The sequence below is a fragment of the Neobacillus sp. OS1-2 genome (genome assembly GCF_030915505.1).
Lineage (GTDB): Bacteria > Bacillota > Bacilli > Bacillales > Cytobacillaceae > Neobacillus.
In genome coordinates this window covers 3,528,532-3,554,883 of sequence record NZ_CP133265.1, presented here as the reverse complement: position 1 = coordinate 3,554,883, position 26,352 = coordinate 3,528,532, and the positions used below count along the sequence as shown (strand labels likewise).

Genomic DNA, 26,352 nt, shown 5'->3' with positions numbered 1-26,352 from the left:
CTAACCATCTTCACCGACAAGTGCTGTCCCTATTCTAACCATTGTTGCCCCTTCTTCAATAGCAATGGTAAAATCATTGGACATTCCCATTGACAGCTCTATGCAGGGTGCAAAATCTAACTGTAAGGATTGAACTTGATCACGAAGTTCTCTTAGTTTTCGAAAACAGCCCCTTAGGATCTGTTCATCATTCGTGAAAGGTGCCATTGTCATTAAACCTACCACACTAATATTTTCGAATGGGTGCAATGATTCAATAAAGGAAATTGCCTCTACTTCAGATAAGCCGTGCTTTGATTCTTCACCGGATACATTGACCTGAACCAGACATTTTATCTTTTTATTAGCTCGTTTATTAATTTCTTCAGCAAGTGATAGCCGATCCAAAGAATGAATATAATCTACCTTATCAATGACATTTTTCACCTTACGGGTTTGAAGTGTCCCTATATAATGCCATTTCGGCTTGTCCTGTAATACTTCCCACTTTTCAAGCAGTCCCTCATCACGGTTTTCTCCCAGATTTCTTATTCCTGCTTCAAGCGCTTCCCTTGCTCTTTCTATGCTGACATATTTCGTAACGGCAATTAATTTCACTTCATCGGTACCCCGATGCACCTTATGACATGCATCATTTATTTGTTGACGAATTGTTTTCAGATTATCAGTTACTTTCATTAAAGATCCGAAGTCTCCTTCCAGCCAATAAAACTAAGCATTCTTCCAGTACTACCATGGTCGCGGCGGTGTGAGAAAAATTCCTCACGATTACAGCTAGAGCATAGTTCTGTGATAGAAATATTCTCATCCGGTACACCCGCTGCCAAAAGAATTTGCCTATTCAATTCACGTAAATTTAACGAAAATTGCCCCTCGCTAAGTAAATTATAGGGTAATACGCCGCCATCTTCTAGTGATTTTTCTACAAAGTTCATAACATACTTATCAACAATATAACATTTTTCACAAATAGATGGACCAATTGCGACAAAAATCCGGTTTGATTGAATTCCTTCCCGGCTCCAGGCCATGACCATTTTCTTAGCTATTTGTCCAACCGTTCCCTTCCAGCCTGCATGTGCGATACCGATCATCTTTTTTTCAGGAGCAATAAAAAAAGAGGGACGCAGTCAGCAAAGCAAAGTGTTAGCAGGACACCCTCTTCATCCGTATAAAGTCCATCTGTACCTTTAAAGGAATTATCATAGGAATTGGATCCTTTGCCTCGATCTGCTTTCGTTACTTTTTTCAAAATACTATCATGGATTTGCTCTGCACCAACCCAAGAATTTAATGGGAACTTAAGTAATTCAGCCACTTTTTCTCTATTTGAACAAACATTTAATGCATCATCATCCACATGAAAACCAAGGTTAAGGGACTTATGGTCTCCAGTACTGAAACCGCCTCTTTTAGTAGTGAACCCGGTAACTAATTCCGGAAATTGCCGGCACCAGCTTTCAATGGTTAAAATGGACTGATTTTTTAAAACAAAGGGTTCCATGTCCATACCTCTTCTATTTTTCTATAGTTTACCATGAAATGAAAAAATGTTCACCGTAAAGTACATCTAGGATCTTTATACCTCCTCGGATATGTGCTCTAGTCCGCCCTTATACCTTACCAAAATGACATCCTGACCAATTTTAATAATGTTTTTCCAGGGAATGACAATGTCTTCATCTTTCCCGAAAAAGCCCAATACTCTGCCGTTGCCTGAGATGACGACCGCTTCAATTTTTCCGGTCGTTAAATTGATTTCAATATCCCCAATATTCCCCAGCCTTTTTCCATCAGATACATTGACGACATCTTTTATCTGAAATTCAGAAATTTTTACCACCTGCACCACTCCCAATTACATTACTATCATAACTATATGTGGGCAGATGTAATTTTATCTTTAATACAGAAAAATAAAGCTGCCCGGCATGGACAGCTTTAACTTTGTATATTTTTATTCATTTGTTTAATGGCAGCTTTTTCAAGGCGGGATACCTGGGCTTGGGAGATTCCAATTTCATCTGCCACTTCCATTTGTGTTTTTCCTTGAAAAAACCGCTTCCGTAAAATTAACTTTTCACGTTCATTTAATCTCCGCATGCCTTCTTTTAAGGCAATTTCTTCAATCCAATGAATATCTTTATTTTTCTCGTCGCTTAATTGGTCCATGACGTAAATAGGGTCGCCGCCATCATTATAAATCGGTTCAAACAGTGACACCGGATCCTGTATGGCATCAAGTGCAAATACGATTTCTTCATGGGGGACTTCCAAGACCTTGGCAATTTCTTCAGCAGTTGGTTCACGTGAGGTTTCGCTCATTAATCGTTCCCTGACTTGAAGTGCCTTATAGGCGATATCCCTCAAAGAACGTGAAACGCGAATCGGGTTATTATCACGTAAGTACCTTCGAATTTCTCCAATAATCATTGGTACGGCATAAGTAGAAAACTTTACGTTTTGACCTAAATCGAAGTTATCAATCGATTTCATTAGTCCAATACAACCAACCTGAAATAGGTCATCAACAAACTCGCCTCGGTTGTTAAACCGCTGAATCACACTTAATACGAGACGTAAATTTCCGTTGACAAGCTTTTCCCTGGCAGTTATATCGCCCTCTTGCATTTGCTTGAAGAGTATTCTCATTTCTTCGTTTTTTAAAACAGGAAGTTTTGATGTGTCTACACCGCAAATTTCGACTTTATTTCGAGTCAATCCTTTTCCCTCCTCACAGGAGCTGCTGTACAAAAAACAGTATCTCCTTGAGAAGGAAAAATATGCACCTGTCTCCACTGAAGGAAGGGTGGGTATTTGTCGAAAAATGCGATTTAATCATGAATAACAATGGTTTTACTGCTGGAAAAAAATTTCTTTTCTACACCATTTTGTTAAATTCTTTTCGTAATCTTTTAATGATTCTTTTTTCTAATCTTGAAATATATGATTGGGAAATACCAAGCATGTCAGCCACATCTTTTTGGGTCTTTTCTTCACCATTCGTCAGACCAAATCTGAGCTCCATAATTTGCTTTTCACGGTCGGTCAGCTGGTGTAATGCTTTGGACAATAGCTTCCTATCCACATTAGCTTCCAGGTCCTTTGTGATAATATCATCATCGGTTCCAAGTACATCTGATAACAACAGTTCATTTCCATCCCAATCAATGTTTAATGGTTCATCAAAGGAAACCTCTGATCTAATTTTATTATTACGCCGTAAGTACATAAGAATTTCATTTTCAATACATCTTGAAGCGTATGTAGCAAGTTTTATTTTCTTCTCCGGGTTAAAGGTATTCACAGCCTTAATTAAGCCAATGGTTCCGATGCTGATGAGATCCTCTATATTAATACCTGTATTTTCAAACTTTCTGGCAATGTAAACGACAAGCCTAAGATTTCGTTCAATTAAGATTGATCGAGCTGCCTTATCACCGACAGGCAGCTTTTTTAATAACATTTCTTCCTCGTCCTTACTTAAAGGAGGCGGCAGGGCTTCGCTTCCGCCAATATAATAAACTTCATCCGTTTTGATGCCCAGCTTAATTAACAACTTATACCAATAGTAAGATAAGCGAAATCTCCATTTTTTCATGCATGTTCCTCCTTCTAAAATATGTTTTACTGAGTATAGTATTATTAACTTACTTTCACAGACTCACCTTGCAGCTTTGGTCCCGTCAGCATTTTCGGATGGACAATACATTCAAAAGCATCATCGGATGAAAGCTGCTGCAGTGTGAAGGATACAAGCCCCTTTTCACATACAAATTGATCATCGTTATGTTCGATTAAAATACAATCAGGTTTTATAGCCAGTATAAGCTGATGTTCCTTTCCAACCACTCGGCAGGGGACGATTCTCAGTCTATTTTGCCATTCATCGGGTAAAAGCAGGTTTCCCATAATAAATGATTCAGGATCCAATGCGATATCCCCGATTGGTTTCGGTACAGCATCCAATTGATTTTTGATAGAGACAAACATCACTGGCATTTTGGATAAAGGATCATATAGCTGATTACCGCTATCCACTAAACCCTTAAATAACAAGCTTTCACTTCCCAGCTTCAATCTCACAGTGACAATTTGTTCGTATTGAATTTTTGTCATCTCCATCGTTTCAATATTTTTTCTGCCGAAGTGCCATGCAACAGGAAAGCCAACTAAGACAAAAAGCCAACTAACCGGGTCACCAAATCCTTTTAGAACATTTACCGTCAACTCTTCATCATACTGAATAAAAAAATGGACCCCCATTAATCCCCCGCCAATTAAAAAGGTAGAAACATAGAGTGTCATCAGTGCCTTCAGGAAAAAAGACAGCCGTTTATACCCAAAAACTATTAATACCATTAGAACGGAACAAATTAATTTTGAAATAGGATGGCCCGAATAAACATTTAATGGTGTAAACGATAATAAAATGATCAGTGAGCCAATAAAGCCCCCTACAAGCAATCGCCAAACCCGTACCTTTCTTTTTAGAAAAATAGCTGTTAAATAAAGTAGAAGGCTATCAAATAAAAAATTTAGAGCCCAGATTACATCTAAATAGACAATCAAACAGCTTCCTCCTTTAATTGACTGCACTATTAATCTGTTTACGAAAAAGTATAACGTAGTTATAGGGCTGAAGTGTGTCACTTTCTGTAATCAAAAAAACAGAAGTTTCCACTATTAACATCGGATGTTGTCACATAATAAAGTAGGGAAACCTCTTTCGAGGCTTCCCCCTTATCAAACCGTACGTGCCCTATTAAGGCATACGGCTTACCAATGTGTTACAAATGGTCAATACGTTGCCAATCTTTGAGCATATTTCATTTTGCGGACACGGTCAGGAGTATAATACTCTTGACCCTTTTCTTTTGCCTTTAGGATTCGTCTTTCCTGTTCTTTCTTTTGCTTTTCTTTCATTCGAAGAATGTAACTTTCTAGAGAAAAGCCATATATCTTGTGGTAGTAATACCAGTATGAAGGGATAAGTCCAATAATAGCAAAGAACTCATTATTCCATTTTGTTTTCATCGCATGACCTTTTCTTTGGCTAGGGTGTTTGTGAATCATGGCTACTCTTAACCTTTGTCGAATATAGCCATCTATCGCAAGTAGTTCTTTCCCAAATGCTTTAAAGAAGCATGAACTGTTAAATCCGTGTTCTTCATTTGCCTTAATTGCTTTATAAATATTGAGAAAATAGTTTACTTTTCCTCGAATCACTGGGTTAACATACTCAATCCACTTTTCCTTACTCAGAGTGAGTGTTTTCTTCGTCTTGACTTTGATTTTCTGGCGAAAATCATTCCAAGTTGATTCTTTCGGTTTAGCTATATAGTATGGCTTACCATCCTTCTTGCGTTTTCTCCAGTGTTCGAAAGTGAATCCCATAAAGTCAAAGTCATCATCATCGAAGTTTACAAATTTTGTTTTCTCCGTTGCAAGTTCCAACCCAAGTTCGGCTAATTTCCTTTTCGTAATATCTGCCGCTCTCTTTATGTCTTCTTTGGTTTTTGCGAATAACAAAAAGTCATCGGCGAATCTTACAAAACGAATATTGTTTTCAGCCCAGATCCAATCAAGTTCATTTAAATATACGTTCGCTAGTAACGGAGAAATAACCCCTCCTTGCGGAGTGCCGGTATCTGTTGAGTGAAATTTACCTTCTTCCATATAACCAGCTTTTAGCCACAACCAAATCATATCTAACACTGTACCATCTGCGATGTATTTATTTAATACTCTCATCAGCTTCTTATGTGGGATATTATCGAAAAAGCCTTTAATATCTGCATCGAAGATGTAATTATATCCTTGTTCGATATTCGCCATGATTATTTGCAGGACACGTTCTGCACCAACATTTGGTCTGTATCCACATGACCATTTGTGAAAGATATCCCTTTCGAATTTCGGCTGAAGTACATTTACTATTGCCTGTTGGACAATTCTATCTTCAATATTCGGAATGCCTAAGGGTCGCTTTTTGCCATTTTTCTTAGGAATATAATGTCTTCTTACTGGTGACGGCTTATACTCTTTATTTCTCAGTCTCTGTAGAAGCGAGTCCAGATTTTCATCTAAGTGATATCTATAGCTGTCAATTGTTTCGCCATCAATACCACCTGACCCGTTGTTGGCTTCTACCTTTTCCCAAGCAGCTTTTAGCCTTCTGTCGAAAAGTATTTGTCCATAAATACTATGCCATTTGAATTTTAACGTATGATTCATTACATATTCCGCACCCTTCATTGTGTACATTCAGTTCGTTTATACCGAGGTATCGTTTTCTGTTAACATTACACATCTTTACAGATGTGGAGCCACAAGGTCGTTCCCCTTCCGTTCATGCATGGTTTAGTCCATACACTACTTCCGTACTATGAGAACGTCTGACTTCTCCATTCACATCTAGCATTTCGGATTACCCTTATAGGTAGATGTCCCTTTGGGTTGGAATGGAGACCTCACGGGGTCATCGCACCTTCCTTCTAAACATACCCAGCACCATCACTTGATAAATTGCCTCTATCCGGCTGATTCATTGGTATAGAGACCACTAATGTTATAGTGGGCTTCCCATTATATTCGCATAGTCGCCAACTTACCCTGCCGCCGTGCTTCACACTTATTGCATTTGGGTCTGCTTATCCGACTGCGGGTCTCTCGATTGTCCGCATCTCCTTCAGACATCACCTCACGGTGATGCCCTAGATTAGTCTTCACTAGTTGTATCAGCACTCTAGTGGAAGGATTTTCACCTTCGGGAAAACGAGTCTTCTAGGATTCGGGAGCCGTGTTTATCGCAATAACGTACTCCAACCTTTAACAACTCATTCAGTGCAGTTCTACTGCACAAGGTACGACTGCCTGTCGCACAAAAAATGCATGACCCTTTTTGGGCCATGCATGTTTATTAGTATTTACTTTTAACGTCTGCGATTACGATTTCTCAAGAAGGTTGGAATGTCGAGAGCATCCTCTTGGGATGCATTCGTGTTTCGTACTGGTTCCTGCGGTGCTTCTTCACGTTTATGTTCTCTCTTAACGGTACCAGTGTTGCCAGCTCCACCAGTCGGTTTTACCTGCCCGAAAGACGGACGGGTTACTTTTGGCTGAGAAACCTCTTCATTAAAGCCAGTTGCAATGACGGTTACGATGATCTCATCTTTTAATGTTTCATTAATAACCGAACCGAATATCATATTAACTTCTTGATCAGTTGCAGTTGCAACGATATCAGCAGCTTCTTGCACCTCATAAAGACTTAAGTTTGCTCCACCGGTAATATTCATTAATACACCCTGTGCCCCATCAATAGATGTTTCTAACAAAGGTGAATTAATAGCTTTTTTGGCAGCCTCAGTAGCACGGTTTTCACCTGCTGCAACACCGATTCCCATTAATGCCGAACCTTTATTAGACATAATGGTTTTTACATCCGCGAAATCTAGGTTAATTAACCCAGGGGTAGCAATTAAATCAGAAATACCCTGAACCCCTTGGCGAAGGACATTATCTGCCTCACGGAACGCCTCAAGCATTGGCGTGCTTTTATCGACAATTTCAAGGAGACGATCATTTGGAATGACAATAAGTGTATCGACGGCTTCTTTCATTGAACCAATTCCACCAGAAGCTTGGTTTGACCGCTTTTTACCTTCAAATGTAAATGGACGGGTAACAACACCAACAGTCAAAGCACCTAAATCTCGCGCAATTTGTGCAATTACTGGTGCTGCCCCAGTACCTGTACCTCCGCCCATTCCTGCCGTTACAAACACCATATCAGCACCACGAAGTGCTTCTTCAATCTGTTCCTTACTTTCTTCGGCAGCTTTTTTACCTACCTCCGGATTAGCCCCTGCTCCCAGTCCACGAGTCAGCTTCGCACCAATCTGCATTTTCACTTCCGCTTTTGAAAGATTTAAGGCTTGTGCATCTGTGTTTACAGCGATAAACTCAACACCTTGAACACCATGTTCAATCATTCGATTTACTGCGTTATTACCGCCTCCGCCAACCCCAATTACTTTAATTGTTGCAAGAGAATCTAAATTTGTATCAAATTCTAACATGACAAATCCTCCTAATTCGTCGATTTACCTTTTCACTTATTCGAAAAAGTAACCAAGGAATTTTTTTACTTTTGATGACATCTTATCTTCCGGATGTTTTTCTACTTTTGCTTTAGGTTGATGTTGTTTTGGTATCCTTTTTTCGATTGGCTCAGTAACAGCTGACGTACTACCATTTGTTCCACCTGGTAATCTAGTATTCTTGTAAGCATATTTTATCAAGCCAACCGCTGTTGTGTATTGAGGTTCTCTTACACCAATATAGTCTGGTGAGGCGATTCGAACTGGATTTTGAAACATATCCTGGGCAAGTTCCAAGACACCCTGCATTTTTGCTGTACCACCTGTTAGGACAAAACCACCTGGTAATTCATTAACACCTAGACGTTTTAATTCATGTGCAATTAATTCAAAGATTTCTTCCATTCTTGCCTCTATAATTTCAGATACATAGAGCTGATTAAATTGCTGATGCTGGTCACTCCCAATGATTGGAACACTGAAGAATTCATCTTCTGAGGCATTGTCATAGAAGGCATGTCCATATTTAACCTTGACTATTTCAGCATCCTCTGTGGAAGTGTGCAAGACTTTGGAAAGGTCATTCGTAAGAAGATCTCCGCCAACAGGAATGACACCTGTTGCCTTTAAAAATCCTTCTTCAAACACAGCTATTGTCGTAGAGCCCCCGCCAATGTCAATAAGGGCAACACCGAGATTTTTTTCATCCCTAGATAAGGCGAAATCCCCTGCTGCTAATGGTTGCAGAATAATGTCTAAAATTTCAAGTCCCGCACGTTCTACACAGCGTAATGTGTTAATAATAATGGATTTCGATCCGGTAATAAGTGTCCCATCCATTTCTAAACGGACACCGATCATTCCACGCGGATCATTAATCTCATCCTTACCGTCTAAAATAAATTGTTTTCGAATGACTCCGATATTTTCTCTTTCCGGTGGAATGGAACCCACATGTGCTGCTTCAATGACACGAATGACATCCTCATTGGTAATTTCTCGGTTTTGGCTAGAAACTGCAACAATACCGTGACAGTGCTGAAGTTGGATATTGTTCCCTGAAATACCAACCACCACTTCCCGGATCTCCATCCCAATCATTCTTTCTGCCTGCTCAATTGCCCGCTTTATAGAATGAACGGTGTCGTCCATGTCGACAATCGATCCTTTTCGTAGGCCTTCAGATTTCACATTGCCAACACCGATAATATTTAATGAGTCTTTCCCCGAGTCATTGACCATTTCACCAATGATTACTTTTACACTGGATGTACCGATGTCAAGACTAACATATATTTCATTGCTGTTCATTCTTTGGCACCTCCTTTTAATCTCCCTGAGTTGAACAACAATTTATTTTGTTCAATAAAATTTCCCATAGTAATATCTTATAAAAATATTCGTCACAACAACATATTTCCCTTTAAAAAATATCAATTTTTTTCGATTTTTTCTTTATTTGTTGACCATTTCGTCAATAATATTCGTCTTATGACGGCAATATTTTGAAACAACCTGACACCAAATGCAAAAACTGCTGCTAAATACAAGTCTACACCAAGATGAACACCGAGAAAAGCTAAACTTGCAGCAAGTATTATATTAAAAAAGAATCCCGAAACAAACACCTTTTCATCATAAATATTTTGTAAGTATGCCCTGATTCCACCGAAAAGCGTGTCGAATGCCGCAAGGACAGCAATCGACAAATAATTGGAATATTCTTCAGGAATGCGAATTTCCGTTAATAACCCAAGAATAATCCCAAGAACGAGTCCCATAAACGGAAGCCACATTAGGAATTGCTCCCTTCTTTGACCGGCTCCATATACTTTATACGAATGGAATGGTCATAGGCAGGAATAGTAATAGATGGATTTGGCGCAGAAACATTCAGTCTTAAGTTTTCAGTGAAAAATTCATCCCTTGCTTTTGAGACCTTCATCCGGTTAGATATTTTTTCAGCCGTATTCATTTCATTTACACCAACTTTTATTTCTACAGGTAAACTTCTGATTGTATGTCCATCAATTTTGGTTTCACCATTAATATCCCTAATCACGGTGCTATTAATGATCCTTTGCCCGTCTATTGCGACATATTTCGCATCATACATATTTACTTCATTTAATAATCTTTTTAACAGCTCAGGAGAAACGACTCTTGTCACCGGAGCTCCCAATTGAACACTTTCAATAACAGGTTCAATTTGTAAAGTAATACCAGGCCCTGAAACCTCAGTGAGTCCTGCTTCTGTTTTCAATTCCTCTATTGTTTCCTTTAACACTTGTCCCTTACTTTGATTCCGTTTAGACTCATAGGCTGATAGTTTCACTTCATTCGAACGAATTTCGTTTAGCAAACCAGATTGAAGTTCTTTTTCTTTTAATAATGCCTCGCGGAGCTGCCAAATATCACGTGTATCCCGCTCAACAGGTTTTTTTATCGTTTGGAATTGAATGGCAATCATGAATCCCACTACTGTTGCGATTAAAGTAAAGCTTATATTCATTTTCGGTTTGTCCACTTTTTTCACCTAACCTTATAGAAAAGCGCAAGCGCCCTGGTCAGCGTCGTATGGCCTGGAGCGCTCCAACTGAGATAAAGGAAACACGAAGAGCGTCAGCGATTCGATGTTGACTTATCGTAGGGCGGAGGGCGAAGGACACTAGCCGCTAGGGTGCTGGAGCTAGACAATTCTCTAAGTCGAAATTAAAACCTCTAATTATTAAAATATTGTGGACACTGATTAACTGCTTATAATAGGATTTAGGACAATTTCATTTATCTTTTCCAGGGTAAAAACAAGATTATCATTGACTAATTGATCCTTTACTCCTCCGGTCAAGTTCAATGCGGACGAGAGAACATCTGGTTCACCTATTGCAGAAATAACGAACGGTGCAGGATATGGAACACCATCAACCGTAATAACGGGACCATTACAAACAATATAGGAATGACTCGTTAACCTTTGTCCATTTATAGCAATTGCCACAGCACCGGAGATATAAAGCTCATTCACCACCTTAAAAACATGATGTTCATGAACTAAATAATTGTTTATATTACTCTCCTTTGGGTCATATGCCCCATCAGAAAGAGTAATCTTTACTCCTTTTCCTTTTACCTTCACCTTTCCTAGATACATCCGGTACTTCTCAGCATCTTCAGCTAGGTTTAGGAAAACTTGTGCTTCTTTGGAAAGATCCTTTTCATTTTTAAGAACCTCTTCTTGCTTTTGATTTAACTCCCTTTGAAGCTTTTGATTCGTTTCCTCTTGGGCGATTAATTGATCCCTTAATGTCAGGGTCTTTTCATATTGATTATCCGACATGTCCCATTTTTTTGTTTGATTTTCTTTTTGGGTTAGATGATAGGAAAAGGCCAACATAAATCCCAAAACAAGGAAGACAAGGGACATGATAAAATGCTTACCCTTCACCTTTATCTTTTTCAACTTCTGTTTCCTCCACTTCCGGTTCAAAAGCCTTAAAATATGAACCTACTTCCAAGTCAATGATCCCCTTTTTGCTAGGGTCTAATTGGCTAATGATTGAAGGATAATGGACCATCTTTTCCGAAAAAGTTCTAAGTGTAGCACTTACTTCAAAGCCGTCATTCATAAATAAGGAAATATGATACTGATCAGTTTTTTTCGGAGAATAATGAATTTCAGAAATGGAGTTTAAAATTTCACTTGGAAGAATTTCTAACTCTTTTACCATTTGGTTAAGGACTTTACCTTCGGTGAATTCGAAAAGAATCGGAGAATTAACTGGGATTATTTCCGTTTTTCTATCTTTTAAAATTTTTCCATTTTCCATAACAGGATAAAAAGTTGTATCTTGCTTAAGATATGCAACCCTTTTATGTTCTTTAACCTGAATTAGGATGGTGTTTGGCCAATGAATGTTGATTTTTGCCTTATTAATTTCGGATAACTGTTCAAGCTTTAAAGTGACATCCGTTTTACTTACTTTCCAAATATTTGTATTATTTGTAATACCGCTTATTTTCATTAATTCACGATCTGAATATACTTCATTTCCTTTAACTGTAATATTTTTCACATGACTCAATGGTGATTGAGTATAGGCAACAACGACAATCATGGTAAAAAATAAAATAAGCAAAAGTACGAGCCTCCTGTTTGCCTTTCGCCGCCTTTGCTCCTTTAATTTTGGTATTCGATCCTCTAGAGCAACAATTTTACCCTTTTCCATTTATTTTTCCTCCAAATAAAAAGCAGTTGCCCTAATTTACTAAAAGCTTGTCCACTAAAACAAGTTAAAGGTTACTCAAAAAAAGAGAAACAACGGCACGAAAAATCATGCCGTTATTCGTTCCCATTAGTTTTTCCTCGTATAATGTTTATCAGTAATTATAACACAATATTTGTCATTCGTAAGGGATTTCTTACAAGAAAAGTAAGCTAAAATTTTGGAGCGTTAATTTGACGCCCTCGGCTATCTTCTTCCGATTATTTCCACTTCTGTTTCCATTTTCACCTCATAAAGACTATAAATGGTATCCTTGACATGCTGGATTAATGCAAGTACATCGCCCGCGGTCGCATTTCCGGCATTAACAATGAAATTGCCATGCATTTCAGAAATTTTTGCCCCGCCAATACTGAATCCTTTTAAGCCGGCAACTTCTATTAGTTTTCCTGCATAATTTGGCAGTGGATTTCTGAAAATACTGCCTGCACAAGGAAAATTCCACGGCTGTGTATCTTTTCGATAATCTTTATTGTGCTGCATTTTTTCAACTATTACAGCGCGCTCCCCAAGCGCAAGCTGAAAAACGGCTTCCACAACAATACCCGGTCGTTTCTTCTGCAGAACGGACGTTCTGTAGGAGAACTCCATTTCTTCATTCGAAAGCCACTCCATCGTTCCATCGTCAAATAATATATGTGCCCTCGTTAATACTTTGCTAATATCTGAGCCATGCGCACCGGCATTCATATAAACTGCTCCGCCGACAGACCCTGGGATCCCACTGGCAAATTCAAGTCCCGTCAGCCCTTTTTTACTGATTATGGTGGATAAGCTGACAAGTGAGTGACCGCCTCCGACTGTAATCTCGGTACCATTTACCTCAAGATGTCCTAAACCAGAACCGAGTTTAATCACTGCTCCCTCAATCCCTTTGTCAGATACTAATAGGTTGGAACCCCTGCCAATCGCACGCCAATTAAGACGGTGTTTTTTTATCACGGTCATTACCTGTTTTAAATTTTCCACTGATGAAGGCTCAATAAAAAGATCAGCTGGGCCGCCAATTTTTATTGTTGTGTGATTAAGAAGGGGCTCATTTTGTTTCACTTTCCCAATATTTAAATTTTGCAATTCTGTTAAAATTGCGTTCATGTTTACCACCCTTACTTTCAAGATGCGTTTATTTCAGTTTATGCACAAAAATATTTTGGGCTACCTTTGCTTTACTTTTTAATAAGTTGTTTCATTACAGCGTAAAGTCTGCTAGCTGAATCCGGGACACCCATTTTTTTAGCTTTTAGTTTCATGTCTTGTAAATTATCCTTATTCAGGAGAATTCGATCAATGTGATTCACAAGACTTTTATTATTTAGATCCTTTTCTAAAAGCAATTCTGCGGCACCATGATCACTTAATGACCGGGCATTTTTTTCTTGATGATTATTTGTCACATACGGACTTGGGACAAGGATGCTTGGAATACCAAGTGAAGTAATTTCGGCAAGAGTAGTTGCTCCCGCTCTTGATACAACCAAATCAATTCCAGCAAGAACTTCCGGCATATTGTGAATAAACGGCTTTATCACTACATTGTTTGGACTGCCAACTAATTCTACTTCCTTCTTGACATCTTCATAATGGACGTCACCTGTAATATAGAGAATCTGATAGGGTTTTTCAGCCAATTCAGCGAAGGCTTTCACGACCGACTCGTTGATTGGCCGTGCACCACGGCTGCCACCGAAGATGAGGACAGCAGGTTTAGTTGTGCTAAGACCTGCTGATAGACGGCCTTTTATTCCATCCTTGCCAATGACCTCGGAAGCCCGCGGATTCCCCGTGAAAGCAATTTTATCACTAGGGAAATATGCTTTTGCTTCCTCGAAACAAATAGCAATTTTATTTACATACCGGCTTAAGAACTTGTTGGTCAGACCCGGTACACTATTTTGCTCATGAATAATTGTTGGAATCCGCAGCTTATGTGCAGCATACACAACAGGCCCGCACACATATCCTCCCGTTCCAATAACAATGTCAGGCTTAAATTCTTTTAGTATTCTTTTGCTGTCCTTCACACCTTTTAGAAAACGAAAAACCGTTTTGACATTTTCGATGGAAAGCTTTCTTTTAAATCCGGTAATATGGATTGATTTAAATGCAATATTTTCCCTAGGAACGATTTTACTCTCCAATCCATTTACTGTACCTATGTATAGAAACTCAGCATCTTTGTTCTCTTTTTGAATTTCTCTGATCAGTGCGAGTGCAGGATAAATATGTCCACCAGTCCCGCCACCGCTAACTACTATTTTCATTTTCTCACCTCTAAAAAGTTGCTAAACACATTCTACTATAAAAACATAAGAAAAAACGCGAATGAAAAAAGAATGTTACCTAAATGTAATGAACTATTTTGATTAAAAATAAAAAGAACCCTGCCACCGAACAGGGTATCATTTTTAATATCTTGAATAACGGCTAATATTTAGGAGAACACCGATAGCCATCAACATCAAGGTTAATGAGGAGCCCCCATAGCTTAAAAATGGCAGTGTTATACCAGTTACCGGCATTAGTCCGGTAACAACACCGATATTAATCATCACTTGGATGGCCACCATGGCGATAATTCCCACAGCAAGAAAGCTACCATATAAATCTGGAGCCCCAAGTGCAATGCGGATTCCACGCCATAACAATAGTGCGAACAAGAGCAGGATAAAAGAGCCGCCAATAAACCCTAATTCTTCGGAAAGAATGGCAAAGATAAAGTTTGTTTGCGGTTCTGGTAAGTAAAAGAACTTCTGCCTGCTTTCACCAAGACCAAGACCGAATAAACCTCCGGGGCCGATTGCATAAAGGGATTGAATTATTTGAAACCCACTGCCTAATGGATCTGACCAAGGATCCAAAAACGAAGTGATCCTCTTTATTCGATATGGAGCGGAAGCAATTAAGCCAACAAACCCCGCCACACCCAATAGTCCCAGAAGAGCAAAATGTCTGACGCGTGCACCGGCAATAAATATCATCACCACGCAGGTTCCCATCATAACCGTTCCTGTACCCAAATCAGGCTGGAGCATGATCATAGCAAAAGCAATAAAAGCAAGGCCCAACGAAGGGACAAGTCCTTTTTTAAAAGAAGTAATTAGCTTTTGCCGCTCTGAAAGGTATTTTGCCAGAAAAGCAATCATCGCCAGTTTCATAAATTCTGAAGGCTGAATCGAAAACGCGCCTACTCCTATCCAGCTTCTTGAGCCATTGCGAACATTCCCAATACCAGGTATCAAGACTAGCACTAACAAAACAAAGCAAACAATTAATATGGTTTTGGCCCAAGTTCTCCATGTCCAATAGTTAATGTTCATAATAAAAAACATGGCAGCAACCCCGACACCGGCGAATAAGGTTTGCCTTTTAGCAAAGAAAAAGGAATCATCAAATTTAAATTCAGCCCATATTGCACTCGCGCTGTAAACCATAATGAGCCCTATTGCCAGCAGCGTAAAAGTGACAATCATTAAAATAAAATCAGGAGTTGTTCTCTTTGTCGGCACCGCTATACACCTCAACCACGAGTTTTAGGGCTTAGCAAGTATACTTTGCTGAACCTAGATCAGGATCTAGTTCCAGGCCATACGCCCGCTGCTTTACAGGCGCTTTCGCTTTCCTTTGTACAAGCCCTTATTTAAGCTTATGCACCGCTTCGATAAAAATGTCTCCCCTGACTTCAAAACTTTTATATTGATCCCAACTGGCGCAGGCAGGAGACAATAATATGACGTCCCCCGATTCGGAGTATCGATATGCTTCAGGCACTGCCTTTTCCACATTATCGACACGGTTGATTATTTTTATTCCCGCCTCTCGACCGATCCGCTCAATCTTAGGGGCAGTTTGACCAAAAGTGACTAACACCTTCACATGTTTCAAATAGGGAAGCAATTCATCAAATTCATTACCGCGATCAAGCCCTCCTGCAAGCAGGATCACGGGTGCTTCAAACGCAGCCAGCGCCTTGATCGTCGCTAAACTATTCGTCGCCTTTGAATCATTATAGACCCTTCGCCCATTAACATTAGCAACATATTGCAAACGGTGCCTGACACCAGTAAAGGTTCTGAGCACCTCTTGGATTGCGTTATTTTCGACCCCCGAAAGTTTAGCTGCAGCCATGGAAGATAAGATATTTTCTAGATTATGTACCCCTGGTAAGGCTATTTCATCGATATTCATTACTTTTTCACAATTAAACATAATCCAGCCATCTCGCAGAAAAGCACCTTCCGTTAATTCTTTCTTTGTGGAAAACGGGATGATATTGGCTTTAGATTGCCGTGCGATTTCCATTGTTTCTTCTTGGTCGGCGTTTATGATTAAATATTCCAGCTCTGTCTGGTTTTTCGTAATATTCGCTTTAGCACGAATGTATTCCTGCCGTGTTCCGTGATAATCCAAATGTGCATCATAAAGGTTTGTTATGATCGCAATTTTCGGATTAAAAGATTCGATTCCCATTAACTGGAATGAGGATAATTCGATGACAATGGTATTATCCTTTGTAGCCTCTTCAGCCACACCAGAAGCCACTGTCCCAATATTCCCGGCAATTAATGGCTGCTTCTTTCCTGTTTTCAACATTTCAAAAAGTAGTGTTGTTGTAGTAGTCTTTCCATTCGTTCCAGTAATAGCAATAAATGGCGCTTCGGAAATTTCATACGCAAGCTCTACTTCCGTAATGACAGGGATTCCCTTTTCAATAGCCCCTTCAATCAATGGATTATGATAGGGAATTCCCGGATTTTTTACAATCAGTTCGAATCCCTCATCAAGCAGTCCAATTGGATGTTCACCACAAATCACCTTAATCCCTTGCTCTAATAACCCTTGTGCTTCGGGATTTTCCGATAATGGCTTTTTATCGTTGACTGTTACAAATGCTCCAAGCTTATGTAGCAAAGTAGCGGCTGTTACACCGCTTTTGGCCAATCCAAGCACTAGAATTTTTTTATGTTGATACGATTCAATCTGTCTCACTTACAACCACACCTCGATATAGATACCTAGTATCGCAAATAATAAACCAACACTCCAAAATGTAACGACTACCCGCCACTCCGACCAGCCCACCAATTCATAATGATGGTGTAAGGGACTCATTCGAAAAATTCGTTTCCCTGTGGTCTTGAAAGAAGCAACCTGAAGAATCACGGACAATGTTTCGATGACAAAAACGCCGCCGATAATAATGAGCAGGATCTCAAGTTTTGTTAAAATGGCAATTCCTGCAATGGCACCGCCGAGTGCAAGCGATCCTGTATCACCCATAAATACTTTTGCCGGATGGGCATTAAAAACCAAAAACCCTAAGACTGCACCAACTACAGCAACCGAGAAAACAGCAATTTCAAAATTATTTTGGTTCCACGCCAGTACAGCAAATGCTCCAAAAGCAATCGCCGCTGTGCCTGATACCAAACCATCCAGTCCGTCCGTAAGGTTCACTGCGTTTGAGAATCCCACAAGCCAGAAGATGATAAAAAATACATATGCCCAGCCTAAATCAATCGAGTAATCCCAAAATGGAAGATTAATTTCTGTGGATAGTCCTGTATGTTTATAGATTAAATAAAAGATAACGGAAATAATAATTTGGCCTAAAAGCTTTTGCCTTGAAGTTAGGCCTAGATTTCGTTTCAAAACCACTTTGATAAAATCATCTAAAAACCCGAGTAAACCGAACCCAAATGTCACAAATATAAGTAATAATGCTGTAACCGGAATTTGATCCGAGTATTTCCCAATCATGACCAAAGTGGTAATGATGATCGAGAATAAAATCATGACACCGCCCATTGTTGGCGTACCTGATTTTTTTTGATGTGATTTTGGTCCTTCTTCCCGAATGCTTTGTCCAAATTTCAACCTTCTTAAGAAGGGAATAAAAAGGGGAGAAAGTAAAACTGAAATGAGGAACCCCATGATAATTGTGAAAAAAATAACTTGCTCCTTCATTTTATCCCCTCCTTCCGGCATCATTCGATCGTTTATTTGTCAACTTTTCTAGTATCCCAGCTATATCATATGATTGTTTGTTTTTATTAAGAAGTTTTTTATTTGAAAATATAAAGTTCGTAATCTCCATGTGCTTAATCGATTCTCCGTCTAATTTTTCATAATAATGTGTTAGGATCTCATTTACCGCCCAAGCCATATCCGTTGTAAAAAAAACAGGGAAATATGTTGGTGTGTATCCTGGAAGTTTTTCTTCTTGATCCCAGATAGCGGCGATTGCTCCATTGGCAATCGCTTCTAAAAGATCCTCAGATTCCTTATTTATGGCTACAAATAAACCTTTCGGCTGATTGGTATTTGCATGATCCGTAATCGTATGAAACACCATTTCATCCTGGATTCCTTGTTTATCAGGAAACAATCCTGCCACGTCACTCAAAGCTAAATACATACCTATCTCCCCTCAATTGCTTCCCTGGCTACAATTCGGTCATCAAAATCATGAACGACATTGCCAATGGTTTGATAGGTTTCATGACCTTTTCCAGCGATTAAAATAATATCTCCCGCTTCTGCCTGACGGACAGCCGAATGAATCGCTTCTCTTCGATCAGGTATGACTTGGTATGATTTCCCTTCGACACCTGTTTCCATTTCCTTCAATATTGCTAGCGGATCTTCACTTCTTGGATTATCCGAGGTGAAAATAGGGTCTGTTGCCCAATTACAGGCAATTTGTGCCATCAATGGCCGTTTGGTACGATCCCGATCTCCCCCACAGCCAACAATAACGAAAACCCGATTCTGCGCGAAATGTTGAATGGTTTTTAATACATTTTCTAGACTGTCAGGTGTATGGGCATAATCAACTATTACCGTAAATTCCTGGCCTGCATTAACAAGTTCAAACCTGCCAGCCACCCCTTCAACATCTTCGATAGAATGGATGATAGTATGAATCTCAATGCCTGAAACTAACGCAACGGTAATACTTGCTAAAACATTATAAACGCTAAATTTACCAATTAATTGCATGTGAACCGGATAGATGGCACCCTTCATAACAAGATCAAAATTTGTTCCTTTTGGTGTCATTTGAATATTTTGAGCTTGCAGATCTGCCTTCTGATCTATTCCGTATGTAACCACATGTGCAGCCGTTGACCTGCTAAACATTTCTGATGCGGGGTCATCTGCATTTAAGACTGCAAATTTCGGTTTGTTTTTATCGAAGGAGTTGCCAAGCTGGGCAAACAACATACTTTTTGCCCGCTTATATTCCGCCATCGTTTTATGGTAATCAAGATGATCCTGTGTAAGGTTAGTAAAAACAGCAATATCAAAATCACATCCGTGGACCCTGCCTAAGTCAAGGGCATGCGATGAAACCTCCATTACCGCATGACTGACACCAGCCTCTACCATATGGTGAAATGTTTTTTGAAGTGTCAGGCTTTCTGGAGTTGTGTTTTTTGTTTCCAATGTCTTTTCGGCAATCTTCGTATACATGGTACCGATCAAGCCTGTTGTTTTCCCAGTATCGGCAAATATTTTTTCAACCAAGTGACTGGTGGTCGTTTTTCCGTTTGTTCCTGTGATGCCAATTAATTGCAGCCTTTTCGTTGGCTGTCCGTAAAAGCTATCAGCTAGCACTGCCATAGCTCTTGTTGTATCGTTAACAACGACTATAGGTACATCCAGGTCTAACGGACGCTCAGCAAGGATTGCTGCAGCCCCATTATTAACAGCAGACGCTGCAAAATCATGCCCATCCACAGTATAGCCATTAATACAAATAAACAAGCTCCCTTTTTGCACCTTCCGGTTATCATTTTCAATTGAAGTGATTTCCGGGTCTTCCCCCATATAAGGATGGATCGGATGCAAATATTCAAGCAGCTTTTGTAACCTCATTTTCTCTCAAATCCTCTCATAACCGTCCAAAAATCTTTTTATCACTCTTTACCTAATTAACCTTCTCTTGAAAGTTCCATCTTATTTTACATTAAAACATTTTATTTTTCCATTTAGTATTGAAAGCTTAATAAAATTTTAGGCGGCGGAACACATTCCGACCGCCTTTTGTTGATTATTCCTCTTATGTCGGCTATTCCCCATTACCGAAATAAAGCCGTACTTTTGAGCCTTCCTTAACCTTTGTTCCCGGTTCAGGTGATTGTTTTACAACGACATCTCCTTCACCACTCGCATCAACTTTCAAATTGATCATTTGCTCTTGAAGTTCGCTTTTTGTCAATCCTACAAAGTCTGGCAATGTTAATAGTGGGGTATCTGGCCACTTGATTTCCTTTTCAATTTGATCCTTTCTAGGTTCTATCCCCATCGCACTTAGGCCATCCTTCATTATATTACCGACAATTGGAGCGCTAATGGTTCCCCCAAAGGCGGTAACACCTTTGGGATTATCCACTGCCACATAAACAACAATCTGGGGATCATCAGCGGGTGCGAAACCTACAAAAGAAACAATATAGTTATTTTCTAAGTATCTACCCCCTTGTGCCTTTTGTGCCGTTCCTGTTTTACCGCCAACACGATATCCCTCAACAAATGCTTTGCCGCCTGTTCCTTGCGCCACAACGCTTTCCAGAGCATTGCGGATCTCCTTTGATGTTTCTTCAGTAATCACTCGTCTTTTTTCTACCGGAGTATTTCTCATCACTACTTCGTTTGTAACTGGATCAATTAACTCCTTTGCGATGAACGGCTTGTAAAGAATCCCGCCATTAACGGCTGCTGAAACGGCTGTTACCTGCTGGATGGGCGTTACCGAAACACCCTGACCAAAGGCGGTTGTGGCTTGTTCAACAGGACCCACTCGGTTCAAGTTAAACAAAATACCCGTTCCTTCCCCTTGCAAATCAATTCCAGTCTTTTGTCCAAAGCCAAAATCCTTTATATATTTAAATAGCTTGTCTTTTCCTAATCGATCACCTAATTCTACAAACCCCGGGTTACAGGAATTTTGAACAACCTCTAAAAAGGTTTGACTCCCATGCCCCCCTCTTTTCCAGCATTTTAACCTCGCACCAGCAACTTGTACTGACCCTGAATCATGAAAATGATCTTTTTCCAAGTCAACCTTTCCTTCATTCAGTGCTGCGGCAAGGGTAATAATTTTAAAGGTAGAACCTGGCTCATACGTTGACCATACTGGAAGATTCCGGTTATAAACCTCTTGTGGAACATTGCGGAAGTTAGCCGGGTCAAATGTCGGTCTGCTTGACATTCCTAATATTTCGCCGCTATTTGGATTCATAGCAATCGCTACAATTCCATCTGGATTATATTTTGCTTCAGCAATATCCAGTTCCCTTTCGATAATTGTCTCTATTTTTGAATCAATCGTTAGTTTCAAATCAAGGCCGTTTATGGGATGCTCATAATCGTCAGCCATATCATTCATTCTTTCACCCTTGGCATTGGCGTAAAATTTTACTGCTCCGCGTTCACCACTTAGCTCTTTGTCGTAGTACTTTTCAAGTCCCATTAATCCTTGGTTGTCCACCCCTGTAAATCCTAGAACGTGGGAAAGATAACTCCCATTTGGATAATGCCGTTTTGAATCTTCTCCAATGTAAACACCTTCAAGATCAAGGGCTCTAATTTCCTTTGCCTTTTCGTGAGATATTTTTCTGCCTTCCTTAATCCGGACGGACGAAGCACCCTTTGTTATGTCCCGATATGCTTTTTCCTTTGGCATATCCAGCACTGCTGCTAACTTTTCAGCCGTCGCTGCCGGGTCTTTTACCTGTTTTGGAATCACATAAACAGTAGGGGCACTAATATTCGTTGCTAACGGTACCCCATTCCGATCAACTATTTTGCCTCGCTCAGGTTCAAAAGGGATATTCCGGCTCCAAGATCCTTTTGCTCCATCAGTCAGCATGTCACCAAGGATAAATTGGACATACCCCAGCCGAACATCAATTATTAAGAAGGTAAGGATGCCAACGAATAGAGCAATCATAAGCCGTTTACGGACAGTTACATTAGAAACACGCATACAATGAATAATCCTCCTTTATCACGCACTGCATTCCATTATCGTTCATTTATATGCTTGTACCTGTTCTAATAGAACGTAATTACATCTGTCCACTGAAAAGCAAAAATCCCGCTAATAAGCGGGATTAACGATTAATCTTGCACTTTCTTATCTTGTTCATCCTTCTTTTTTCCAGTTTCATCTTTTGTTGTTTTCATTTCTGCATTCCATTGTTCTTCAGGGGTTATTAAATCAACAATAAGGAAATCCCCACTCTTTAAGAGAGTGTTTGGCGTAATATTTTGCTTAGTGACATATCCCTGACCTTTTGAAGTTAATTTTATTCCGGCAATGGTAGAAACTTTCATAACATCCCTAAGTGACCATCCTGTCATATCCGGTGCCGTCAGATCACCTTCGGTTTGGATGACTATCTTTTCACCTTCCAAAACAGTCGTCCCGGCTTTTGGCAGCTGTCCAATAACTTTTGTTCCATTGCCGAGCACAACTGTTTCAAAGCCATTTTCTTTTAGATTCTTTACAGCTTCCTCGGTCGCTTGTCCCTTAAGATTAGGTAGTTTATTAACTACAGCCTTTTCAAGCATAGATGGTTGGATATTTAAGTAATGCAGACTGTTCTTCATCACAGGATTAAAAATCATTGAAACAGGAATCGCTCCTTGCCCATAATTTTCTAATCCTTCAGGCTGTTGAACTGCCACATAAACAATTAATTTAGGATTATCTTTGGGTGCCATGCCTAAAAATGAAAATATATAATTATCTGTACCAGTTAAATATTTTCCATTAGGTCCAGGGATATTAGCAGTCCCTGTCTTACCTGCCACACTGTAACCATCAAGTTTATATAGTCCTCCAGTACCTTTTGGAGAGGTAACAACTGTTTCCAATATATCTCTTACTTCCTTCGCCGTCTCCGCAGAAATTGGCGTTGATACAACCTCTGGTGTCATTTTTTTAATTGTTTCACCAGTATCATGATTAACAATCTTTTCAACCACATGCGGCTTTACCATTTTTCCATCATTCGCAATTGCAGTAGCTGCTTGAATTTGTTGAATCGGTGTAATCGCTGTTCCTTGACCATAAGCGGTAGTGACTTTTTCTATTGGATAGGTATATTGAATTTTTCCTGATGTTTCATTCGGAAGTTCGATTCCTGTTGGTTTATCAAATCCAAATTTAGTTAAATATTCCCTAAATTTGTCAAACCCCAATTTTTCATTAGCAATTCTTGCAAAAGCTGTATTCGAAGATCGTTGAACACCTTCAAGAAAAGTAATCGGTCCCCAGCCGGAGTAATTATGATCATGAATGACTTGAGATTTCTCGGTAACCCGATAAGAACCGGATGGATAGATTTCATTTGGGTTAAACACTTTTTCTTGAACGGCAGCTGCAAGGGTAAAAATCTTCATGGTTGAACCTGGTTCAAATGACGTTTCAATTGCTTCGTTATGCCAACTTTTATCAATTCCTTCTTTTGTTTTCGGATGGAATGATGGACGCTGACCCATTGCCAAAATTTCCCCTGTTTTCGGGTCTGCCACAAGTGCGATGATTTTCTTCGGTTTATATTCCTTCACCACATTATCCATGGCATCTTCCAAAAAGGCTTGGATTTTTTGGTCGATTGTCAAATATACATCGTTTCCGTCCTGCGCTGGGGTGATCTTTTCTTTGCCATCAGGAAGAATATAGCCCCACAAATCTCCCTCATAATTAATTTTTCCATTTTTCCCTGTTAATTCATCATTGAAGGCTTGTTCAATTCCCATTTTTCCTTCTACTTTGTAGGTTCCATCCTTTTGTTTGACGTAAGTCCCATCCTTTTTTTTCTCTATTTCAGCATATCCAACTAAATGTGAAGCAAAGATTCCATTTGGATAGAAACGTTTTGAATCCCTTGAAAATGTGATACCAGGGAGCTCAAGGTCTTCTATTTTTTTCTTTGTATCATAGGAAATATCTCTTCCTGCCTTACCGAATTCGACTTGGAACCTTTTCTTTTCTTTCCCAGTGGTTAGGATTTTATAAATCTCTGTTTCTTCCATATTTATATACTTGGAAAGCTCCTGTGCTGTTTTATTAAGATCCTTTACATGTTTCGGTTTTTTGGGATTCACAGTCATTTTTTTATCTAGAATTGCGATAAGAGTATAGGCTGCTGTATCCTCGGCCACCAATTCACCATTACGGTCAAAGATGATCCCACGCTCGGCTGGAAGGATTCCCTCCCGGCCATATTTTTGTTGAGCTTTTGCTGCAAGTGGCTGTCCGCTAACTTCCCCAGAAATTTGAATCGAAAAATACCTGCAGATCAATACAAAAAAGAGCAGGCCGAATATCGCAAACAATATCGCTGCTCCTACATTCATATATGGCTGTTTCTTGTTCATTTTTTCTGCACAACCTTGACGTTATTTTCATCTCTAAAAAGACCCATTTCCTCTGCCTTTTTAAAAATTCGATCATAGGAACTTAATTCGTTTACTTGCACCTGTAAATCACTATTAACCTTTTTTTGATTTGAGACTTTTTCTTCCACCAATTGAATGTCCTTGTTAACCTGGTAAATTTTTGATTGGTTTGAAACAAGGTGGACTGCCCCAAAACATACCATTCCGGCGAATACGACGCCTATTACTTTTTCCCCTGGAGTAAGCCAGGATTTCTTTAATTTCACTTGACCTTTATTTTGCACTTTTTGTTCTGCTTGTTGCTGTTCTAAATATTTCCTGGCAAGATTACTCAACCATTTCCCCTCCAGATTAGTTTTCTATTCTAGCGAAAGCACCGAGGCGCTTTCGCTTTTCTTAAGAGATAAGAAAGTATAAATTTCGAACTTGAGAATTGTCCAGCTTCAGCACCCTAGCGGCTAGTGTCCTTCGCTCTCCGCCCTACGATAAGTCAACATCGAATCGCTACCGCTCTTCGTGTTTCCTTTATCTCAGTTGGAGAGCTCCAGGCCATACGCCGCTGACCAGGGTGCTTTCGCTTTTCTTATAGCTTTTCTGCTATACGAAGCTTTGCTGATCGCGCGCGATTGTTATGCTCTAATTCCTCTTCAGATGGAAGAATTGGTTTCCGGGAGACTAGCTTTAATTCCGGTTTATACTCATCGGGAATGATAGGCAATCCCTTAGGCAATTGTGGAGTCTCGCTTGCCTTCTTAAAGGCCGCCTTACAAATTCGATCCTCTAGCGAATGGAAAGTGATGACACTAATTCGACCCTCAGGCTTTAGCAGGTCAATCGCTTGGTTCAAAGACTTTTCAAATACCGCTAATTCATCATTTACAGCTATTCTGACAGCTTGAAAAATTCTTTTCGCAGGATGTCCACCTTTTCTTCTCGCAGGTGCCGGAATCCCATCCTTAATCAATTCTACTAACTCGAACGTAGTTTCAATTGGATTTACTTCTCTCGCTGCCTCAATTTTACGAGCGATTTGTTTGGAGAATTTCTCCTCCCCGTAGCGAAAAAAGATACGGACTAAATCTTCATATGACCAATGATTAATGACATCATAAGCGGAAACATCTGCATCATTGTCCATTCTCATGTCCAGTGGTGCATCATGATGATAGCTAAAACCCCTTTCAGGTGTATCCAGCTGTGGTGATGATACTCCTAAATCATATAAGACTCCATCTACATGATTAATTCCAAGACTCTCAAGTTCGTCTTTTAAATATAAGAAATTGCTTTTAATAATAACTAATTGGTCACCATATTCAGCTAATTTTTCCTTTGCATGTGCAATGGCTGTTTCATCTTGGTCAAATGCATATAATTTACCACCTGCCCCAAGCTTTGAAAGAATACGGGAACTATGACCCGCACCGCCCAATGTACAATCAACATAAATTCCATCTGGCTTAATATTTAGGCCGTCTACAGCTTCCTTTAACAATACAGTTGTGTGTTCAAACATTTACGTACCTTCCTTTTCCAATCGAACGATACTA

23 protein-coding genes and 1 pseudogene are annotated in these 26,352 nt (G+C 39.6%); all 24 read right to left on the bottom strand.

Going from position 1 to position 26,352, the window contains the following annotated elements:
- Positions 1-678, bottom strand: a complete 678-nt coding sequence (locus tag RCG19_RS17745) for a YggS family pyridoxal phosphate-dependent enzyme (protein ID WP_308108198.1) — start codon at positions 676-678, stop codon at positions 1-3.
- A pseudogene (gene pgeF / locus RCG19_RS17740) lies at positions 678-1,504 on the bottom strand (peptidoglycan editing factor PgeF). Before pgeF ends, RCG19_RS17745 begins: the two are co-directional and overlap by 1 nt.
- 75 nt (positions 1,505-1,579) lie before the next feature.
- The gene (locus tag RCG19_RS17735; protein ID WP_308108197.1) at positions 1,580-1,843 is read right to left on the bottom strand and encodes a YlmC/YmxH family sporulation protein; all 264 of its coding nucleotides are present in this window, start codon (positions 1,841-1,843) and stop codon (positions 1,580-1,582) included.
- 98 nt (positions 1,844-1,941) lie between these two features.
- Entirely contained in the window at positions 1,942-2,721 is a 780-nt protein-coding gene (gene sigG / locus RCG19_RS17730) for an RNA polymerase sporulation sigma factor SigG (RefSeq protein WP_166237892.1), read from the bottom strand.
- Between the two features lie 160 nt (positions 2,722-2,881).
- Entirely contained in the window at positions 2,882-3,601 is a 720-nt protein-coding gene (gene sigE / locus RCG19_RS17725) for an RNA polymerase sporulation sigma factor SigE (RefSeq protein WP_308108196.1), read from the bottom strand.
- A gap of 44 nt (positions 3,602-3,645) precedes the next feature.
- On the bottom strand, positions 3,646-4,572 hold the full coding sequence (gene spoIIGA, locus RCG19_RS17720) for a sigma-E processing peptidase SpoIIGA (RefSeq protein WP_308108195.1): 927 nt from the start codon (positions 4,570-4,572) through the stop codon (positions 3,646-3,648).
- Positions 4,573-4,800: 228 nt separating this feature from the next.
- Positions 4,801-6,237 carry a group II intron reverse transcriptase/maturase gene (gene ltrA / locus RCG19_RS17715; protein WP_308108194.1) on the bottom strand — a complete coding sequence of 479 codons (1,437 nt, stop codon included), beginning with the start codon at positions 6,235-6,237 and terminating at the stop codon, positions 4,801-4,803.
- Positions 6,238-6,935: 698 nt separating this feature from the next.
- A complete protein-coding gene (gene ftsZ / locus RCG19_RS17710; protein WP_166237888.1) occupies positions 6,936-8,084 on the bottom strand; it encodes a cell division protein FtsZ in 1,149 nt (382 codons plus the stop codon).
- A 36-nt stretch (positions 8,085-8,120) separates the two neighbouring features.
- Positions 8,121-9,416, bottom strand: coding sequence for a cell division protein FtsA (gene ftsA, locus RCG19_RS17705; RefSeq protein WP_308108193.1), 1,296 nt, complete (start codon positions 9,414-9,416; stop codon positions 8,121-8,123).
- Positions 9,417-9,538: 122 nt separating this feature from the next.
- Positions 9,539-9,901 carry a small basic family protein gene (locus RCG19_RS17700; RefSeq protein ID WP_166237884.1) on the bottom strand — a complete coding sequence of 121 codons (363 nt, stop codon included), beginning with the start codon at positions 9,899-9,901 and terminating at the stop codon, positions 9,539-9,541.
- Positions 9,901-10,632 (bottom strand): DUF881 domain-containing protein, encoded by a 732-nt coding sequence (locus RCG19_RS17695; protein WP_166237882.1) that lies wholly within the window; start codon positions 10,630-10,632, stop codon positions 9,901-9,903. The genes RCG19_RS17700 and RCG19_RS17695 overlap by 1 nt, the downstream gene beginning before the upstream one ends.
- 222 nt (positions 10,633-10,854) lie before the next feature.
- Positions 10,855-11,565 carry a DUF881 domain-containing protein gene (locus RCG19_RS17690; protein ID WP_242637726.1) on the bottom strand — a complete coding sequence of 237 codons (711 nt, stop codon included), beginning with the start codon at positions 11,563-11,565 and terminating at the stop codon, positions 10,855-10,857.
- Entirely contained in the window at positions 11,540-12,331 is a 792-nt protein-coding gene (locus RCG19_RS17685; RefSeq protein WP_308108192.1) for a cell division protein FtsQ/DivIB, read from the bottom strand. Before RCG19_RS17685 ends, RCG19_RS17690 begins: the two co-directional genes overlap by 26 nt.
- Before the next feature lie 243 nt (positions 12,332-12,574).
- Entirely contained in the window at positions 12,575-13,483 is a 909-nt protein-coding gene (gene murB, locus RCG19_RS17680) for a UDP-N-acetylmuramate dehydrogenase (protein WP_308108191.1), read from the bottom strand.
- A gap of 71 nt (positions 13,484-13,554) precedes the next feature.
- Positions 13,555-14,649: an undecaprenyldiphospho-muramoylpentapeptide beta-N-acetylglucosaminyltransferase gene (gene murG / locus RCG19_RS17675; protein WP_308108190.1), complete on the bottom strand. Its 1,095-nt coding sequence runs from the start codon at positions 14,647-14,649 to the stop codon at positions 13,555-13,557.
- A gap of 144 nt (positions 14,650-14,793) precedes the next feature.
- A complete protein-coding gene (gene spoVE / locus RCG19_RS17670; protein WP_374049621.1) occupies positions 14,794-15,858 on the bottom strand; it encodes a stage V sporulation protein E in 1,065 nt (354 codons plus the stop codon).
- A 163-nt stretch (positions 15,859-16,021) separates the two neighbouring features.
- Positions 16,022-17,374 (bottom strand): UDP-N-acetylmuramoyl-L-alanine--D-glutamate ligase, encoded by a 1,353-nt coding sequence (gene murD, locus RCG19_RS17665; protein ID WP_308108188.1) that lies wholly within the window; start codon positions 17,372-17,374, stop codon positions 16,022-16,024.
- The gene (gene mraY, locus RCG19_RS17660; protein ID WP_308108187.1) at positions 17,375-18,352 is read right to left on the bottom strand and encodes a phospho-N-acetylmuramoyl-pentapeptide-transferase; all 978 of its coding nucleotides are present in this window, start codon (positions 18,350-18,352) and stop codon (positions 17,375-17,377) included.
- Between the two features lies 1 nt (position 18,353).
- Complete coding sequence (locus RCG19_RS17655) at positions 18,354-18,803, bottom strand: hypothetical protein (RefSeq protein ID WP_308108186.1); 450 nt, start codon at positions 18,801-18,803, stop codon at positions 18,354-18,356.
- Positions 18,804-18,805: 2 nt separating this feature from the next.
- Positions 18,806-20,266, bottom strand: coding sequence for a UDP-N-acetylmuramoyl-L-alanyl-D-glutamate--2,6-diaminopimelate ligase (locus tag RCG19_RS17650; RefSeq protein WP_308108185.1), 1,461 nt, complete (start codon positions 20,264-20,266; stop codon positions 18,806-18,808).
- 193 nt (positions 20,267-20,459) lie between these two features.
- Positions 20,460-22,379, bottom strand: a complete 1,920-nt coding sequence (locus tag RCG19_RS17645; RefSeq protein WP_308108184.1) for a stage V sporulation protein D — start codon at positions 22,377-22,379, stop codon at positions 20,460-20,462.
- A 134-nt stretch (positions 22,380-22,513) separates the two neighbouring features.
- A complete protein-coding gene (locus RCG19_RS17640) occupies positions 22,514-24,781 on the bottom strand; it encodes a penicillin-binding protein (RefSeq protein WP_308108183.1) in 2,268 nt (755 codons plus the stop codon).
- Positions 24,778-25,137 carry a cell division protein FtsL gene (gene ftsL, locus RCG19_RS17635; protein ID WP_308108182.1) on the bottom strand — a complete coding sequence of 120 codons (360 nt, stop codon included), beginning with the start codon at positions 25,135-25,137 and terminating at the stop codon, positions 24,778-24,780. The genes RCG19_RS17640 and ftsL overlap by 4 nt, the downstream gene beginning before the upstream one ends.
- A gap of 248 nt (positions 25,138-25,385) precedes the next feature.
- Complete coding sequence (gene rsmH, locus RCG19_RS17630; protein ID WP_308108181.1) at positions 25,386-26,318, bottom strand: 16S rRNA (cytosine(1402)-N(4))-methyltransferase RsmH; 933 nt, start codon at positions 26,316-26,318, stop codon at positions 25,386-25,388.
- Positions 26,319-26,352: the final 34 nt, after the last annotated feature.

Excerpts from the sequence above, each read along its gene's own strand:
- RCG19_RS17640 (WP_308108183.1), bottom strand. The coding sequence starts at position 24,781 with ATGAACAAGAAACAGCCATATATGAATGTAGGAGCAGCGATATTGTTT.
- spoVE (WP_374049621.1), bottom strand. The coding sequence starts at position 15,858 with ATGATTGTCACTTTTACGCTGCTGGCAATAGGGCTCATTATGGTTTAC.
- RCG19_RS17685 (WP_308108192.1), bottom strand. The coding sequence starts at position 12,331 with ATGGAAAAGGGTAAAATTGTTGCTCTAGAGGATCGAATACCAAAATTA.
- RCG19_RS17650 (WP_308108185.1), bottom strand. The coding sequence starts at position 20,266 with ATGAGGTTACAAAAGCTGCTTGAATATTTGCATCCGATCCATCCTTAT.
- rsmH (WP_308108181.1), bottom strand. The coding sequence starts at position 26,318 with ATGTTTGAACACACAACTGTATTGTTAAAGGAAGCTGTAGACGGCCTA.
- ftsZ (WP_166237888.1), bottom strand. The coding sequence starts at position 8,084 with ATGTTAGAATTTGATACAAATTTAGATTCTCTTGCAACAATTAAAGTA.
- sigE (WP_308108196.1), bottom strand. The coding sequence starts at position 3,601 with ATGAAAAAATGGAGATTTCGCTTATCTTACTATTGGTATAAGTTGTTA.
- RCG19_RS17745 (WP_308108198.1), bottom strand. The coding sequence starts at position 678 with ATGAAAGTAACTGATAATCTGAAAACAATTCGTCAACAAATAAATGAT.
- ftsA (WP_308108193.1), bottom strand. The coding sequence starts at position 9,416 with ATGAACAGCAATGAAATATATGTTAGTCTTGACATCGGTACATCCAGT.
- ltrA (WP_308108194.1), bottom strand. The coding sequence starts at position 6,237 with ATGAATCATACGTTAAAATTCAAATGGCATAGTATTTATGGACAAATA.
- RCG19_RS17700 (WP_166237884.1), bottom strand. The coding sequence starts at position 9,901 with ATGTGGCTTCCGTTTATGGGACTCGTTCTTGGGATTATTCTTGGGTTA.
- RCG19_RS17645 (WP_308108184.1), bottom strand. The coding sequence starts at position 22,379 with ATGCGTGTTTCTAATGTAACTGTCCGTAAACGGCTTATGATTGCTCTA.
- murG (WP_308108190.1), bottom strand. The coding sequence starts at position 14,649 with ATGAAAATAGTAGTTAGCGGTGGCGGGACTGGTGGACATATTTATCCT.
- murB (WP_308108191.1), bottom strand. The coding sequence starts at position 13,483 with ATGAACGCAATTTTAACAGAATTGCAAAATTTAAATATTGGGAAAGTG.
- RCG19_RS17655 (WP_308108186.1), bottom strand. The coding sequence starts at position 18,803 with ATGTATTTAGCTTTGAGTGACGTGGCAGGATTGTTTCCTGATAAACAA.
- mraY (WP_308108187.1), bottom strand. The coding sequence starts at position 18,352 with ATGAAGGAGCAAGTTATTTTTTTCACAATTATCATGGGGTTCCTCATT.